This window comes from Fibrobacter sp. UWB13, from assembly GCF_900177805.1.
Classification (GTDB): Bacteria; Fibrobacterota; Fibrobacteria; order Fibrobacterales; family Fibrobacteraceae; genus Fibrobacter.
In genome coordinates, this window is the sequence record NZ_FXAX01000001.1 from 741,899 (window position 1) to 758,084 (window position 16,186).

The 16,186-nt window shown below is 48.4% G+C and carries 12 protein-coding genes; 1 reads left to right on the plus strand and 11 read right to left on the minus strand.

Features of this window, described 5'->3' with window-relative positions:
* Positions 1-22 precede the first annotated feature (22 nt).
* From B9Y77_RS03155 to B9Y77_RS03200, 10 genes are all read right to left on the minus strand, one after another.
* A complete protein-coding gene (locus B9Y77_RS03155; protein WP_085490441.1) occupies positions 23-1,138 on the minus strand; it encodes a hypothetical protein in 1,116 nt (371 codons plus the stop codon).
* A gap of 16 nt (positions 1,139-1,154) precedes the next feature.
* Positions 1,155-2,651: a hypothetical protein gene (locus B9Y77_RS03160; protein ID WP_085490442.1), complete on the minus strand. Its 1,497-nt coding sequence runs from the start codon at positions 2,649-2,651 to the stop codon at positions 1,155-1,157.
* Between the two features lie 126 nt (positions 2,652-2,777).
* Positions 2,778-3,359: an FKBP-type peptidyl-prolyl cis-trans isomerase gene (locus B9Y77_RS03165; RefSeq protein ID WP_085490443.1), complete on the minus strand. Its 582-nt coding sequence runs from the start codon at positions 3,357-3,359 to the stop codon at positions 2,778-2,780.
* A gap of 67 nt (positions 3,360-3,426) precedes the next feature.
* Entirely contained in the window at positions 3,427-4,902 is a 1,476-nt protein-coding gene (nadE, locus tag B9Y77_RS03170; protein ID WP_085490444.1) for an NAD(+) synthase, read from the minus strand.
* Positions 4,903-4,983: 81 nt separating this feature from the next.
* The gene (locus B9Y77_RS03175) at positions 4,984-6,366 is read right to left on the minus strand and encodes a hypothetical protein (RefSeq protein WP_085490445.1); all 1,383 of its coding nucleotides are present in this window, start codon (positions 6,364-6,366) and stop codon (positions 4,984-4,986) included.
* A 131-nt stretch (positions 6,367-6,497) separates the two neighbouring features.
* Positions 6,498-7,364, minus strand: coding sequence for an NAD(P)H-binding protein (locus B9Y77_RS03180; protein ID WP_176221705.1), 867 nt, complete (start codon positions 7,362-7,364; stop codon positions 6,498-6,500).
* Position 7,365: 1 nt separating this feature from the next.
* Entirely contained in the window at positions 7,366-8,829 is a 1,464-nt protein-coding gene (locus tag B9Y77_RS03185) for a DnaA ATPase domain-containing protein (protein ID WP_085490447.1), read from the minus strand.
* A gap of 446 nt (positions 8,830-9,275) precedes the next feature.
* The gene (locus tag B9Y77_RS03190) at positions 9,276-9,755 is read right to left on the minus strand and encodes a hypothetical protein (RefSeq protein ID WP_073424126.1); all 480 of its coding nucleotides are present in this window, start codon (positions 9,753-9,755) and stop codon (positions 9,276-9,278) included.
* A 27-nt stretch (positions 9,756-9,782) separates the two neighbouring features.
* On the minus strand, positions 9,783-11,072 hold the full coding sequence (locus B9Y77_RS03195; protein WP_085490448.1) for a U32 family peptidase C-terminal domain-containing protein: 1,290 nt from the start codon (positions 11,070-11,072) through the stop codon (positions 9,783-9,785).
* Between the two features lie 5 nt (positions 11,073-11,077).
* Complete coding sequence (locus B9Y77_RS03200) at positions 11,078-12,640, minus strand: capsule assembly Wzi family protein (RefSeq protein ID WP_254899900.1); 1,563 nt, start codon at positions 12,638-12,640, stop codon at positions 11,078-11,080.
* A gap of 211 nt (positions 12,641-12,851) precedes the next feature.
* Here B9Y77_RS03200 and B9Y77_RS03205 point away from each other — a divergent pair, with 211 nt between their 5' ends.
* Positions 12,852-14,945: a carbohydrate-binding domain-containing protein gene (locus tag B9Y77_RS03205; RefSeq protein WP_085490450.1), complete on the plus strand. Its 2,094-nt coding sequence runs from the start codon at positions 12,852-12,854 to the stop codon at positions 14,943-14,945.
* Between the two features lie 140 nt (positions 14,946-15,085).
* Here B9Y77_RS03205 and B9Y77_RS03210 read toward each other — a convergent pair whose 3' ends face one another.
* Positions 15,086-16,186 (minus strand): type IV pilus twitching motility protein PilT, encoded by a 1,101-nt coding sequence (locus B9Y77_RS03210; RefSeq protein WP_073424123.1) that lies wholly within the window; start codon positions 16,184-16,186, stop codon positions 15,086-15,088.

Sequence of the window (16,186 nt, forward strand, 5' to 3'; positions counted from 1 at the left end):
CGCGAAAAGCGACAAGTAGTCGTTACTCGCGATCGTCGAGGGGTTCGGCGTCTTCGGGTTCTTCAACAGTCCATTCGCGGATGTGCTTAGCAAGTTCAGTTGCTCCAGCGCGTTCCACCTCATCCGAAATCGCATTCAGCTCGGATGCATCGAGGCCCGGCAAATCGCGTTCGTAATGATTAACGTAGCTTTCGAGCAATTCGAACTTCTTGAGATTTGCAAGGAGCATCATCAAGCTCGTATCGCACTTGCCGCTATCGCGGTACTTGATGTGATCGAACAAAAGCTTATCGACGCTAGCGTCGTCCTTAAGCATGCAGAGTCTTGAAAGATTCATGACCTTCGGGTAGCATTCGTACAAACGCGTGGCGTACTTGAGGCAATCCGTCTTGCGGCCTTCGCGGTCAGCAATGGCAGCCTGCAAATCGAGGAACGCTTCTTCGTCTTCGGCACCCGGATCTTTCACATCACCGAGCCACTGCTTTGCCATGGAAATGTTGCCAGCGACAAAGTAAGAGTTTGCAATATCGATGAGCGTTGCATTGCTCTTGTCCGGATCCTTGTAAAGCGAAGCCTTCGCAAAGTTTTCGGTATCCTTGATGGCATCCGCCATGTCGCAAATCGCATCGAGAACGTCTTCGCGATTTTCAAGTTCCGTCGCATCAATCACGCTCAGGAGCTCTTCAATCAAAGCCTTTGCACGTTCCACCGGCATTACATCTTCAATCGAGAGGAACACGACTTCGCGACCTTCCCCACCCACGTGACGCACCGCCAAATCGTGGATCAGGTCCGCAATGTAATCCTTGTCGTCATAAGTCTTGGCGACTTCAATAAAGAACGTTCCGGCATCGTAGAACAAGTCGTTCCACGTATCCATTTCTTCGTCGTCTGCCTTGAAAGCCAAGAAATCGCAGCGAAGCGTCCAAGCCAAAAGTTCAAGCTGGAGCTTCACATCCTTGATTTTTTCAATATCATCAAGACCGTTCGCAATAGCCTCGTACAGTTCGTCCGGGCGGTGCAACAAACGGCTTTGTCCGTTCACAATTTCGCAAAGAGTCTTGCGAAGACGGTCTTCTTTACCACGAAAAGCCGCCTCAGCAGAAGGCGACTTCCAAAATTTTTTCTTTTTAGCCATGTTCTAAATGTAGAAATTACTCAGTCCAAGTAAAAGCCGGATAGCCACCAAACGTAGCCGAACCCGCCTTCCAAGCGCTGCCGGTTCCGTTCAAAGTGGCGATGAACGTTGCCGCCTTCATTTCATCAGTCGTAAAGCCTGTCGGGAGTTCCATGTTCATCTGGCTTGCTACAACGAGGCACGTTCCACCGACAGTCTTGTCATAATAGACATTAGACACGGTTACCGTCGAAGAAGCCTTACCTGCAACAGTACCCGAGACGTTGTTATCAGGGACCTTACCGGCATTGTAACCAATATCGACCTTAGATTCTCCATCGACAATACCCATAATTCCACCCATATTCGTGGCGGTACCTGAGACTTCAGCGATGTTGAAAACATTCGTGACCGTAGCGCCTTTCACGCTACCAAAGACACCACCTGCAGACAAAACTTTCTTCACGGTAACAACACCAGCATTAAAGACTTCGCTTAACACAGACTTGCTCGATGCTACAGCAATGACACCACCGACATTGCTCATGGCACTTTCATCAGCATTCACAGAACCATAGTTGCCAGCATGGTCCAGCTTTGTAGCAGAAAGCGTTGCCATTACACCGCCGACATCCTTTGTTCCCGAAACCTTGCCATAGTTAAACAAATCACGGACAAAGCCTTCACCTTCCGTCACGGAACCATCACTATTGACAGTCGTTGCAAAAGCGCCAGCAACACCACCGACCGTGGACTTACCAAAGACTTCGGCCTTATTCGTCAAATGGTCAAAAGCACCATCTTGCAAACGACCGACGACACCACCAACGGAATTTTCACCTTTCACGACACCCGAGACCACGACGTTAGCCACCGAAACATGAGAAGCTTCGCCAATCAAACCGCCAACGCGGTCCATACCGCTAACATCGATATCTTCGAGAACGCAATTATCGACAACAGAAGAATCCATCTTGCCAGCAAGGGCTCCTGCATAAGTACCCACCACCATTTTAGCACTCTTCAGAACAACATTCTTAACCACGGCACCGCGTGCAAGACCAAACAAGCCCTTATAACTAGCCGTATCGTTAATCGTCATCCCCGAGATGGTCTTGGAATCGCCATCAAAGGTTCCGCTAAAGGGGCGGTTGCCTAAACCATAAGCATTCTTTCCAAAAAGACCGATCGGCTCCCACGCTTCCGTAAGAGCAATATCAGCCGTTTGCTTGAAATACTTATCCTTGAAAGTCATTGAGGAATCGTTCACATAAAAAGCAAGCGCTTTCAGTTCCTGTTCATTCGAAATCTGATACGGGTTTTCAGCAGATCCATCACCTTGTGGCCAAATCAGGGAATAATCCCTTTCAATCGGTTTCAAATCATCATCGAGAATATTAGGAGGGGGTTCTGTTTTAGAGGTATCCTGCGGAGTCTCACTATGTGAAGAAGGTCTTACCGATGCAGCATCATCGCTGCAAGCAAACAGAAACATGGGCAAAGTAGCCACTGACAAAATTTTTGCAAAACGCATATTCAACCTCTTGTGAAGATTCCACGACTCCTCAGCTTAAATTAAATAAAAAAAGACCAGAACGTACGTCCTGGTCTAGTCTTTTTTTCATATTTCGCGAGATTTTCGAAATCTCAGCAATAAGCCTTACTTGCCGTGATGTTCAGCGTGGTGTTCGCAACCGCAGCCGCCATTGCCATCGCAGTTTTCCTTATTGCCATGACCACCGCATTCGCATTCGTGATCACCATCGTGACCACCGCAGCAGCAGTGGTGTTCAAACGGCTTGAGGTCTTCTTCGGTAGCTTCGCGAACAGAGACAACTTCAATAGCAAAGTTGAGGTTCTTGCCAGCAAGTTCGTGGTTCGCATCGATAATAGCCGTCTTTTCGCCAACAGACTTGATGCGAATCTGCATCGGACCACCCGGAGTCTGGGCATAGAAAGCCATGCCTGCTTCGACCTTATCGACTCCCTGGAACACGTTCAGCGGAACTTCCTGAGTCATGCGTTCGTCGTATTCGCCGTAGCCTTCTGCCGGAATGACGACAACGTCAAACTTGTCGCCCACATCGTGACCGACCATAGCCTTTTCGAGACCCGGGACGATCATGCGCATGCCCTGGATGTACTGGAGCGGTTCGCGACCTTCAGAGGAATCGATAACCGCACCTTCATCGGACTTCAGGGTGTAGTGCATCTGGACGACTGTTTTTTCTGCAATTTTCATAAATATCCTTTAGAATCGCGAGCGAACCCGCGGTTGAATCTTGATGCCCAAATGTAGAAAAAAGAGGCTAAGCACTCAGCTGGCTTTCGCGGTATTCGCCACCGAAAGCATGACCGCTCACAGAGAGGATCGGCGGGAACTGGATGCGCTTTGCCAAAGCAAGTCCCTTGAACCTGCGATACCAAAGACGCATGTCTTCAATAACCGCTTCGACTGTCGGCAAATGAGCCTTGAAGTAAGCTGCATCCACACCGAGCGATTCGCAAATCATTCCTTCCATCGCAAGCTTTTCGGTAAATTCAAGGCTCACACCCTTTTCCACCCACATCGCAAAGAGCTTGTCGTGGTACGGGTAAAGAATCGGGTCACCCTTGCCTTCGTCGACGTTCATCGCTTCGGAAAGTTCAGCACTCGCCGGAATATCGATCGATGCAGTCGGGATAATTTCCTTGTCACGGTTGATGTAGCGAGCCAAAGCATAGACCTGAGTTTTCCACAAGTCACCAAGAGCGCACATTACACCGCAAGTATCGCCATACAGCGTGCAGTAGCCGACCATCGCTTCACTCTTGTTGCCATTGCAAGTCACGCCTGCGCCGACCACAGATGCAACCGTTGAAAGGATCGATGCGGAACGCGTCCTCGCCTGCAAGTTCTCGTGGTTGATTCCAGCGACTTTCATCACAGTATCGTTACGCACAAAAGAGCAACGTTCCAGCGTATGGCAAACAGATTCGATAATGTCCGAAATCGGAGCAACCATGTACGGCGTTCCGAGATTTTCTGCCAAGTCACGAGCGGCATTCTTTGTCGTATCGGAATTGAAGCGTGTGGGCATGTTCACGAGGTAAACATTCTCAGGTCCAATCGCTTCGGCATAAAGAGCTGCCGAAACCGCGCTATCGATACCGCCACTTGCGCCAATGACCATACGCGAGATATGGAACATCTTCAAGTTTTCGCGAATCATGAACACAAGCGCATCGTGAATCTCTGCAATTTCACTCGGATAAGGTTTCGCCGATTCTACATCAGCTTGCACCAGTCCATCGTTAAATTCGACAACAGCATCCGCTTCGCTAAAGAGTGGCATTTCAAAAACGATTTTGCCATCGCAGTCAAACACGCGGCTACCGCCAGCAAGAGCGTAAATGTTCTTACCGGTATTGTCAGTTCCAACGCCGTTCACACAAACGATCGGCATTGCACTGTCTTTTGCCAAATGAGAAAATTCCCTATTTTCTTCTTCACGGCGACCGACCGTATAAAAGTCTCTACCATGAGTCACATGGGCAATACCATGAAGCGGAGAATCATCAAGAGCGTCCCCACTTAAAAAGAACGGCATCGTTCCTGCATACTTGCGGATTTCAGCCCAATCCACAGGGAGAGCCCTATTCGTCGGTCCAGTCAAAGCATAACGCGGGAAGACAATGCAATCGGCATCTGCTGCACGAGCACGGTCCAGTGCGGATTTCATTGTTTGCATATTTGCCTGCACATTGCCCGGCAAAATCTTCATCTGCGCTATATAGAGTTTCATGATTTAATTCCTTTGACAAAGAAAATAAAAAAAATACACCGCCCATGAGCGATGCATTTTTTGAAAGACGCGTCCTAAAACCTATTCGTACTGCGGAGCATCGAAAGAGGTCGGAATCTTAGGCGTATCCGTGCCATTATGGATGAACGAGAATCCGCTAATCTTGTTGGTTGCTTTATCGATCGGTCCCGTCTGGAGCTGTCCATGAATATTTGTACACCTATCCAGATTCAAGCAGCTTCTGTTACGCAGTATCATTTGATAACCATAAATGTCCCAGAAACCAGACTTGAGTTCTACATTTTTGTTGCCTTCAAAAGCGGCAATTTCAAATGTACCATCCTCTTTTAGCGAAAATTCCCATTCGATTCCATCTTTTGTCGCCTGCCATTCACCGACAAAATCGCTAGCCTTTTCGTATTCATATTCGGTAGCTTCAACCTTGCAGTTCATTGCCTTACCATCCGAGAGAGCAATAGTGTTATCCGTTCCAACAGAATAAGCATACATGGTATGAGCTGTTTTGCTAAAGTAAGCAGGACGCATCAGCAACGTACTGCGCTGGATATCATAGTGACCACCAACCCAGTAAGCAAGTTTTTCACCTGCAGAAACGTCAACAATATACGAATTGTCAAAGAACGTAAATGTTCTCGTCGTATCGCCATCAGTGCATTCGTAAATTTTGTTCTGAATGTCGGCAGCCTTGGAGACTTTACCCTTCTGAACCGCGACACTAGCCTTTACAGCTTCGCTATATTCTTCAGAATCATTGAGTGCATACTTGACCTTTTCATCCTTATCAACAATGAACGAAAGCTTTAGTCCCTTTTCAACTTCTTCCTTGATCTTTTTAGCACCGTCCGTATCGGCATACTGCATACCGGTATTTTCATCGGTAAACGTCACCACGCCATTTGCAAAATCCGTATAAGTTACTACCCACAATTCATCAGGAATGCGGAGTGCCACAACGCCTTTTTTGCTACCGGTAGAAAGGTAAACCGTCTGATCAAAAATCTTGAATTCATAGTTCTTTTCGAGGTCTTCAAGCTTTGCTGTACGAGCACCTTCTGGAACATCAACAGAAGAAGACGAAGACTCCGGAGCTACACTACTCGAAGAGCTTTTTGCATCCTTGCCCTTGCTTGATGATGAATTCTTGTCGTTCTTTTGAGAAGAAGAAGACTTTGCATCATCCTTCGAATCTGAAGACTTTTTGTCATCATCTTTTGAATCCGAGGATTTTTTATCATCATCCTTAGAATCAGAAGATTTCTTATCATCGGATTTCGACGAAGAAGACTTTTCATCGCATTCATCAGAATCGCAATCATCCTCTTCAGAAGAAGAGGAAATTTCATCCTTGTCATTTACCGGAGACAAAGGGGCTTCATCTTCACCGCAAGCCGCAAAAAGGAATGCAGAAGAAACCAAAAGGGCAAGTAATTTTTTCTTATTCATGTTATGTAATATAAATTATTTAGTCCAATTTAGACCAATAAATGTTTACAATTTATACAGAAAAAGGGCAGAAAACGCCCCAAAGCGCCTTGTTTTAGAAGAAAACGTATTATATGGAAAAGCCCGAATTACTAGAAAGGGCAGCCCGGATGGTAGTCGAGATCTCGTTCAGCCTCATCAATGGACGGGGCTGCATCGTACAGAAATCCCGCCAAAGCCTGCTCGGCAGACACGCGCTTGCCACCAATCCAGTTTTTCAAGACAGCAAGGCGCTTCGATATCCACCACGGGAGCGGAACCATCAGGTGGTGTATCCCGGCGTCGGTCAGCACATGCTTAGCCATTTCCGCCATCGTCATTACCGTTGAACCCGCAAGGGCGTAGGTCTTTCCCACGGCACTTTTCATAAGTCCCGCCACGGCAATTCCCTTGACCAAGTCCACGCTGCGGACCGGGCGTTTTAAGCACATGCCGCCACCCGGCATAAAATAGACTGGGAAACGCTTTACGTAATCGCGGAACATGTTGAACTCCACACCGCCCCCATCGCCAATCACAAGCGTCGGACGCACAATCGTCCAGTCGAGTCCAGAAGCCTGCACCAAAGCCTCGCCCTTCTTTTTGCTTTCGCCATACGGCGTGAGTATCGGGTATGTCACCGAAATACTTGAAACATAGAGGAAACGGCGGACGCCTGCAAGCTTGCTAGCTTCGAGCACATTTCGCGTGCCATCCGTATTTACGTGTTCAAAAGCACCGCGTTTTGTAGATAAAAGAATTGCCGCCAAGTGATAGACGACATCGACGTTTTCAAACGCATCTCGGATAGAATCTAAATCGGTCACATCGCCATAACGGACGTCCACCTCGCTCGGTAAGGACTTCGCCAAAGAATCGCCCGGAAGCGTCAAGACGCGGACACACACTCCCCGTGCTATTAGTTCCCGGCACAACGCCTTCCCTACGACGCCGGCGCCACCCGTTAAAAGAGCAATCATGCTAGGCTTCCAGCATATAACGGATATCTTGAACGCGCCTTGCGAGGGACGCATCCGTTTCCATCTGCTTTTTCAGGGAATTAATGGCGGCGATTACAGTGGCATAGTCCCTGCAGAACATCGCACCGATATTCTGGAGCGAATCGGTCGTAAGTTCGCGGCAAAGGAACATCGCCACCTTGCGGGGCATAGAAATCGCGGCAGACTGGCGCTTGGACGAGAGTTCACAGACCTCGACACGGTAATCCATAGCTACCGCTTCAATAATGTTCTTGGCAGTGAGTTCCACATGGCCGCTATGTTCCGACGGAGCCACGAGGCGCTTCACGCCATTCAAGTTCAAATCTGCCTTGCAGAACATGTTCATCGCACCGAGGAAGTTCAAGAGACCTTCAATCAGGCGCACGTTCTTGCGCGGCGGCATCGAGAGGTAACGGCAAATTTCTTCGCGGTCAGCCTTTGCAAACGGCAAGTCCTCGGACTTCTTGCTAATCAAGTTCATACGGGTTGCAAGGTCCGGTTCGTCAATGCCCACAGCCACACAGGAGGCAAGCGGAGCAAGGAGCTTCTTGGAAATGCTCGGAATCGAAGATCTGGATAAACCACGAGATTCATTATCCGTATCGACAACCTTAAACAGGTTCGGATGGCGGTCGCAAGAAATCACGACCTGCTTGCCTTCAGCGCGCAAATGCTTAATCAAAATAGCAAGGCGGTCCTGCGTCCAGAGGCCTTTTTCCAAAAGCTGCACATCGTCGAGCAAAAGCACATCGCAAAGTTCATAGCGTTCGCGGAACTTCTGCGCAAGCTCGCGCACATTGCCCGTCTTGTTGTGGAGTGCAGACGCCATAGCCGTTGCATCACGCAAAAAGTCATAAGCGTGGCAATAGACAATGGATGCTTCCGGGCGGCTCTTCTGGATTTTTGCGGCAATGGACTGCAGCAAGTGCGTCTTGCCAAGGCCGCTTTCGCCATAGACAAAAAGCGGATTCAAAGCCGGGTCACCCGGATTTTCGGCAACCGCCTGGCAAGCGCGGAAAGCCGTAGAATTGCACTCCCCTTCGACAAAGTTTTCAAAAGTATAGCGGGCATAAAGAGCCAAAGGCTGCTTCGGGCGCTTAACCTCGGCCTTCTTTTTCTCTGGACGCGGAATAACAGGCATCGTGAGCTTGATTTCGGGAATCGGGTCCGAAGGAGCAATCTGACGGATGCGATAATCAACAAATTCACTACCAAATACAGCCGTAAAGGACTTGCGCAACAAATCGCCATAATGGGAATTCACCCAGTTCTCGCGAAGCTCGTCAGGAACAGTGAGCAAGGCATAACCATTGCACATTCCCTCATAACCAAGAGCGTCGAGAATTACGGCACCAAAAAAGTCCTTGCATTCCGAACGCACGCGGTCGAGCACCTGTTGCCAGGGCGACTCTGCAATATCCAACAAAGAAACAGTATTATCCACGATCTAAAAAACCAATCCAAAGTATAAAAGAGCAAGCAAAAAATAAGAAAGGAATTTTAAAGGAAAAGCACCCCGAACGAAAAAAATTTGAAAAGCGTGTTTTTGGTTCAAAAAAGGCAAAAAATTTTTAGAAACATTTTTTATCACCCTTTTTCCAATTTACACCACCCTTACGAACGTATGAGTGACAAAATTATCACTTACTATCAGCACAACTTATCAACAGGTATTTTTTTCAACATCCCTTGACAAGATTTTCCTTACTTAAAACATACAAATTCTTATACAATTGGCGAAATTTGCTCAAAAACGCCAATTTTCAACATTATAAAAAAATGTAACTTGGTGAAAATCAACAAGTTACATGCAGTAATTAGTTATTGAATTTTTGGTTATTAGTCAATAGTCATTAGTCAGTAGTTTTTTTGCTAATGACCTAATTAATTCTAGACGTTTTGCGACTCGTTGCTTGGAGTGGACTGAGGCTCGGTCTTATTTTCACCGAGCTTTTCTTGCAAGTGATCAATCCGGTTTTCAAGCAACTTTTCGATTTCTGGGAGCAAGCGGTCCTTGACCCTATCCAGATAAAGACACTGCAGCTGGATCATGCGATTGCGATGGCGACCAGCAAATTCCTGAATCCAGTGGCTCACGGCCTGCTGGCGGTCCTGGATTTTGTCATGCAAAGAACGCTGGATGAAAGTTCTCTGAACTTCCATATAGCGCTGCATATTGAACGGCATGCGGTAAGTACGAATAAACTGCTTCAACAACACCAACAAGCAAAGATGATCATTGCATTGATGATCGTGAATGAACTGCCGTAACTCTTCCAGATGTTTCTGGAAGAACGGCACAATCGCTTTATCATCAATCTGATAAAGTTCAAGTTCATCCTGTTCTTTTGTCGCTTTATCGACTGCCATGTTCCAAATCTATTTTTTTATGGTATATTATGAATTTGCACGTTTCACAAGAAAGCCAAATTTGGAGTTTTTTTCGCTATTTAAGGTGTTTTTTCCTAGGAAAACGCGTCCTTCCGTTCCCGGATTTAACCGATCTGCGGCAGCGCCGCGGAAATCCAGCATTTCCTCGACTTCGCACTTCTGCATGCCATCAGGAGTCATGAGTTCCAACGTATCATCCATAGAGAAAGGATTTTTCACGTTCACGAGGCATGCCCCCGTAGCTTCATCAAAATCCTTAATCTGGGCAGCAACGCAGCCACCAGCGGCATCCACATGCGTCGCTTCATAGTTCTGCGGCAACGGTCCACGCAAGAATCCAGGCATAAAGCCTCGCCCATCAACAAAGGTTATCGCACGGCGGCTTTCTTCGGGCACGGGCATTCCTTCTGCAACGGCGTCAATAGCCATGCGATAAGCGCGCACGACCTGGCTCAAGTAATACACAGAACGCGTACGGCCTTCAATCTTGAACGAATCAAGCCCACCCGCCACGAGTTCCGGAATCACATCCAGAGCGCAAAGGTCGCGGCTACTCATAAAGTAGGTGCCCCACGTATCTTCGTCGAGCGCAATCGGGTCAAGTTCCGGGCGATCGGTACGCTGGAGCGCAAACGAACCCTCATGTTCGCGATAGTCCTCGACCTGAGGACCGGAGTTCGCATATAAGCGATAAGGCATGCGGCAACTGTTATCGCAAGCGCCCTGGTTGGCATCGCGATGCGTTACCCAGTTCGAAAGCATGCAACGGCCAGACATAGCCATACAAACGGCACCATGAACGAACACTTCAAGTTCAAGGTCTGGAACTTGTTTCTTTATCTCCAAAATTTCAGACAGGCGAAGTTCACGGCTCAAGATGATACGACGAACGCCCAGATTTTTCCAGAACGAAGCTGCAAGATAGTTTGTCGTATTCGCCTGCACAGACAAGTGAACTTCGGTTTCAGGATGTTCTTTCAAAAGCCAGCCCACAAAGCCAGGGTCAGCCACAATCAAGGCATCCGGTTTAAGTTCCAAAGCAGCATTCAAAGCTCTCTGGAACGATTCCACCTTCACGTTTCGCGGAATCACGTTACTCGTGAGGTAGAACTTCTTGCCATGTTCATGCGCATAGGCAATGCCTTCGGCAAGGTCATCGAGATTTTTGAAACCGTTTTCGCGAGCACGCAGCGAGAACGCCGGCTGCCCAGCATAAACAGCATCTGCACCATAGGCAAATGCATACTTCATTCGTACAAGGTCACCCGCAGGTGCTAAAAGTTCTGGCTTTTTCATACACTCTACCACTTGAATCCAGCGCGGATATACGCTTTTTTATCATCAATCAACGTCAGTTCACCCAAGAACGAGAAGCGCAAGCCTTCATAGCAAATCGCAGGAGACAGCATATACTGAAGTTTGGCACCATCGAGGAACTTCTTGGGAATTTTTAAATGATTCTTTGGTGTCGTATCGTTCACAGCGCTACCATAATCCGTTCCCTTCCAGAACCACGTCTGGCGAACAGAAGCAAAGATATGTCCATCCAAACGCGCAAAGACATTCCAGTCAATCGTTCTGCTGTTCGGACCACCCTGGTTACCCAACGGGAATCCGAGATGCGCCACTTGAGCAGTATTCTTTTCAAAGTGCGTGTACACATAAGGTTCTACACGGGCGTATTCAAAAATCGTACCCGCTTCAATCTTGTGTCCTTTGTAATAAAAATCATGACCCGCCTGGAAACCCGCCATCCAAGCCCATTTCGCTTCAATGTTGTCATTACGGATCAAGCTAATCGGGGATTCCATATCATCCAGGAAAAATTCCGTATAAAGGCGCACCGCATTAAACAAGCGGTAGTTGAAGTCAAAAGAAATGGATCCGTTATTGCTGTTTTCAGAATAATTCCCCTTTTCCATAAACAGCGGTGCGGTCGGAATAAAAAGCCATGGTTTCATATTGTCGTAAAGCACCTGGAGTTCGCTGATACCAAACGTTGCATTCCCTACAGCAAGTTCATAGCGATGACCAAAAAGATTTCGCGTAGTCTTGTTCGACATGCTCATGCTGTTATTGTAAATGCGCAAGTCCGCATAAAAACTCATCACGCGGAGAGGGCCAATCATCATGTCGAGGCTCAACATATTATACGGAAGCGCAAACTGGTTCAAGGACAAGTTATTGTAGTAGCCCGGGCCCCAGTGCATCACGTCTCGGCCAAAGTCCAAACGCAACCAGTCATAGTTAAAAGCAAAATGTGTACGGTAACGGGCATAGCTTGTGTATTCCACACCGGAATTATTTTCTTCGTGCTGAACTTCCAAAAATTCACCATCAAAAGATTTCGGAGACTTGGCGGAATGCCCTTCGCTATAAATTCGGGCATCCAAGAAGAAGTCCACAGAATCCACAAAGCCGCGCAAGTAAATACCGCCATCAACGCCCGGCCAAATCGTATCACCAATGGATTTATTAGAAACACGATAATCACGCCCTGTCCAAACCTGGTCGCCGAGTGATTCTCCACTACGATAATCAATGCCGCCAATAATACTAGCCGCAATAGCAATTCTCGGAATCGTATCTTTAACAGAAAGCCCATTCCCTAAAATCCCCGCTCCATGAACATTATCAAAATAGAGAAGAGCGTTGCTTTCCGTTTTCGTGAAATTCTTGCGGAATGTCGTATCCCTGCGCGGATAAGTAAAATACTGGAGGTTGTTTCCTGTCGTCTGTCGATGGTATTCGAACAACATCGGAGCGGTTTCCAGATTACGCAAGTTACGAGAATGTTCCGGTTCAATAACCGGGGATGCAGCAAAAGATTCGCTTACGCCCGCAACCAGTAAAAAACAAGACAAAAAGGGGAATATTTTCTTTAAAAGCATTTTCCAAATTTAGCATTTTCGCTCGCCGGATTCGCCAAAAATGGAAAATTTGAGCCCTTTCGTTCCGTACGGAACTTTTTGTTCCGCTTAAAATTTCAATGTCCGTAAAAAAGAACAATACACACATTTAAAAGCGATTTCATCTAATATAAGTTTTAAGAAAATGTTGAATGGGAGATATTCTATGAATAAAAAATTTCTGACCATGGGCTGTATTTCGAGCCTTTCATTAGCAATGTACTCCGGCTGCTCGGACTCGACTTCGGCTGTAGATTTTTACAACGTCACCGAAGAAATCGCCTCCAGCGATAGCCAGGAAACGGGTTCTCTGGAAAATCCAACAAGTAGCGCAGGAAACGAAATCAGCAGTGCAACTAGTAGCGCCACAAATTCGGGCAACGTTACAGTTTCTAGCAGTTCTGAAATTGTTCCGACAAGTAGCGCCATCAACGCAAGTAGTGCAAGCAACGGCACAAGCAGCGCCGTAATCGCATCTTCAAGCAGCGTTGCCCCGGCCGTCAATTCAAGCAGCTCGACGATACCGACCGTACAGAGTTCCTCTAGCGTTCCTGTTGCACAAAGCTCTTCGAGCGCTCCTGTTACGCAAAGTTCCTCCAGCACTCAGCCTGAACAGGTTAGTGGCAACACCGGGGAACGCCCTGTAATCACTTACGCCGCAAGTGGCGCAACGGTCGCCAATACAAATAACTGCGTCACCGCTACGGGCGGTACAGTTACCATTACTTGCGGCGGCGAATACGACTTTAGCGGTTCTTACAGCGGTAGCGATGCCCAGATTCTCGTGAACACAGCCAAAACGGACTCCTCAGTTTACTTGAACATGAAGGGCCTCACGCTCACAAACACCGCGGACGCCCCGATTTACGTGCAAAAAGCAAGCAAGACTTTTGTCGTTGCCAAAAACGGCACGACCAACACGTTCACGGACGGTTCTTCGCGCACCAAGACTTACAACTACACCAATGACTCCGGCGAAGCCAAGACCGATACGACGGGCGCTTGCATTTACGCCAAGGATGACCTGACCATCAAAGGCGAAGGTACGCTTATCGTCAAGGCCAACTACAACAACGGTATCCATACCAGCAACGACTTGAAAGTGAAAAACGGCCTCATCACCGTGAACGCCAAGAATAACGGCCTCAAGGGTAAAGGCTCCGTCGAAATCAGCGGCGGTACAATCAATATCACCACGACCGAAGGCGACGGCATCAAGAGCGATACCGAGGACGCAACTGATTTGGCAAACGGCAAGGGTTCCATCGAAATCACAGGTGGTACAATCACCGTCACATCCGCTTTTGACGGCATCACGGCAGCTAACGCCGTTGTCATTGCCAATGGCGAATCTGCATCCCCGAGCATCAAGGTTACAGCTGGCGGCGGCCAAAACTGCCTCAGCCTCACCTCCTCTGGTAATGGAGGCGGATTCGGCGGCGGATTCCCAGGCGGCATGGGTGGAAGCTCCTGCTCCCCGAGCGAAAGCATGAAGGGCATCAAGGGCGATTCAAGCATAACCATCAGCGGTGGCGTTATTGACATCAACAGCCGTGATGATGGTCTCCACAGCAGTGGCACGATTACTCTCAGCGGCGGCACAATGACCATCGCTACAGACGACGACGGTGTTCACGCCGAAAAAGCACTCTACGTCAAGGACAACGCCAACGTGAGCGTGACCATCGCCTACGAAGGTATGGAATCTCCGGACATGAACTTTGAAGGCGGCATCACAAGCGTGATCACCACGGACGACGGCTGGAATGCAGCCGGCGGCACAAGCACGACCTCCACAGGCAACACAGGTCGCGGCGGCTGGGGCGGAGCAGGCGGAGGCATGGGCGGTAGCACAGGTTCGCTCAAGGTCACAGGCGGTTACCACTACATCTACGTCGGCACAGGCGACACAGACGGCATTGACAGCAATGGCGGCATCAGCATCACCGGCGGTGTCATCATCGTGGAATGCCGCATGAACGGCGGCATGGGCGGTATGGTCGATTCGGACGGAACGACATCGATTACAGGCGGCAAGTTGCTCGGATTCGGCACAAACAATTCCGAAGAAGGTACGCAGTACAGCGTTAGCTTCTCGACCAGCAATTACTACGGCTCTTCGGACATTGCATTCAAACCGAGCTTCTCGGGCAGCAAGATGGTCTCTAGCGTAGGTAAGCCGGGCGTCGTGAGCAGCGTGAGCGGCATGACCAAGACCTGCTTTGGGAACAGCACCGATCGCTGCGTTTATACGAAGTAGTGCGGCATAGCCGCAGTTACTAGTCAATAGTCATTAGTTACTAGAAAGGCGAGCAATTATGCTCGCCTTTTTCAAATTCAAAAATCGTAAATTTATTGCAGGAGCATTCTGTTTACTGCCTACCGCCTACTGTCTACTAATTACATCCAGCCGCGATCAGATGTACCAGAAATACCACGAATCTTAAGATCAAAGTCATCGCGGTTCGTGGCAGCGTTCATTGCCGTTTCAAGCGAAATCTGCTCGTTTTGGTAAAGTTCCAAAAGTGCCTGGTCGAACGTTTGGCTATGGTATTGAATGTGGCCTTCGGCAACAGCCTGTTCCACCATGTCAATCTTGTTTTTGTCCTGGATGTATTCCTTGATAGCGCCCGTATTCACGAGAATTTCGGCAGCCGGGACTCGCCCCTTGCCATCCTTCGTCGGCAAAAGACGGAGCGAAATAATGCCTGCCAAGACTTCCGCAAGCAAAAGACGCACTTCATCATGCTGGTGCGGCGGATACATCGAAAGCACACGGTGAATCGTTTCCACAGCATTCGTCGTATGGATGGTCGCAAAGACCATGTGGCCCGTATCAGCAGCGGTTAATGCAATCTGCATTGTTTCAAGGTCACGAATTTCGCCCACGAGGAGCACATCCGGGTCCTGACGGAGCGCTGCACGGAGCGCATTCGCATAAGAAAGCGTATCCACGCCGATTTCACGCTGCGAGATAATCGCGACATTATCTTTATAAAGATATTCGATCGGGTCTTCAACCGTAATGACGTTCACAGATTCTTTCTGATTGATATAGTCAATCATTGAAGCAAGCGTCGTAGACTTACCAGAACCCGTCGTACCCGTCACAAGCACAAGACCGCGCTTAGTCAAAGCCAAGTCACGAATCACTTCGGGCAAGTGCAAATCTTCGAAAGCAGGAATCACAGCCTTGATATGACGAATCACAACAGCAATTGTACCACGCTGACGGAACACGTTCACACGGAAGCGTCCCATATCACGGGCGCCCACAGCAAAGTCGCATTCCTTATTAGCCTCAAAACGCTGCTTCTGATCGCGGTTCATGATATCATCCAAGAAGGAATCCATCATAGCGCTATCGATGCGCACATCAAAAAGTCTTTGCAATGCACCATTGATACGGTAAACCGGCGGAACGCCAACTCGTAAATGCAAGTCAGACGCCTTGCGGTTTACCATCTCGCGCAAGAGCTGTTCTATGCGAAGTTCAGCCAT

Excerpts from the sequence above, each read along its gene's own strand:
- B9Y77_RS03155 (WP_085490441.1), bottom strand. The coding sequence starts at position 1,138 with ATGGCTAAAAAGAAAAAATTTTGGAAGTCGCCTTCTGCTGAGGCGGCT.
- B9Y77_RS03160 (WP_085490442.1), bottom strand. The coding sequence starts at position 2,651 with ATGCGTTTTGCAAAAATTTTGTCAGTGGCTACTTTGCCCATGTTTCTG.
- B9Y77_RS03165 (WP_085490443.1), bottom strand. The coding sequence starts at position 3,359 with ATGAAAATTGCAGAAAAAACAGTCGTCCAGATGCACTACACCCTGAAG.
- nadE (WP_085490444.1), bottom strand. The coding sequence starts at position 4,902 with ATGAAACTCTATATAGCGCAGATGAAGATTTTGCCGGGCAATGTGCAG.
- B9Y77_RS03175 (WP_085490445.1), bottom strand. The coding sequence starts at position 6,366 with ATGAATAAGAAAAAATTACTTGCCCTTTTGGTTTCTTCTGCATTCCTT.
- B9Y77_RS03180 (WP_176221705.1), bottom strand. The coding sequence starts at position 7,364 with ATGATTGCTCTTTTAACGGGTGGCGCCGGCGTCGTAGGGAAGGCGTTG.
- B9Y77_RS03190 (WP_073424126.1), bottom strand. The coding sequence starts at position 9,755 with ATGGCAGTCGATAAAGCGACAAAAGAACAGGATGAACTTGAACTTTAT.
- B9Y77_RS03195 (WP_085490448.1), bottom strand. The coding sequence starts at position 11,072 with ATGAAAAAGCCAGAACTTTTAGCACCTGCGGGTGACCTTGTACGAATG.
- B9Y77_RS03205 (WP_085490450.1), top strand. The coding sequence starts at position 12,852 with ATGAATAAAAAATTTCTGACCATGGGCTGTATTTCGAGCCTTTCATTA.
- B9Y77_RS03210 (WP_073424123.1), bottom strand. The coding sequence starts at position 16,186 with ATGGCTGAACTTCGCATAGAACAGCTCTTGCGCGAGATGGTAAACCGC.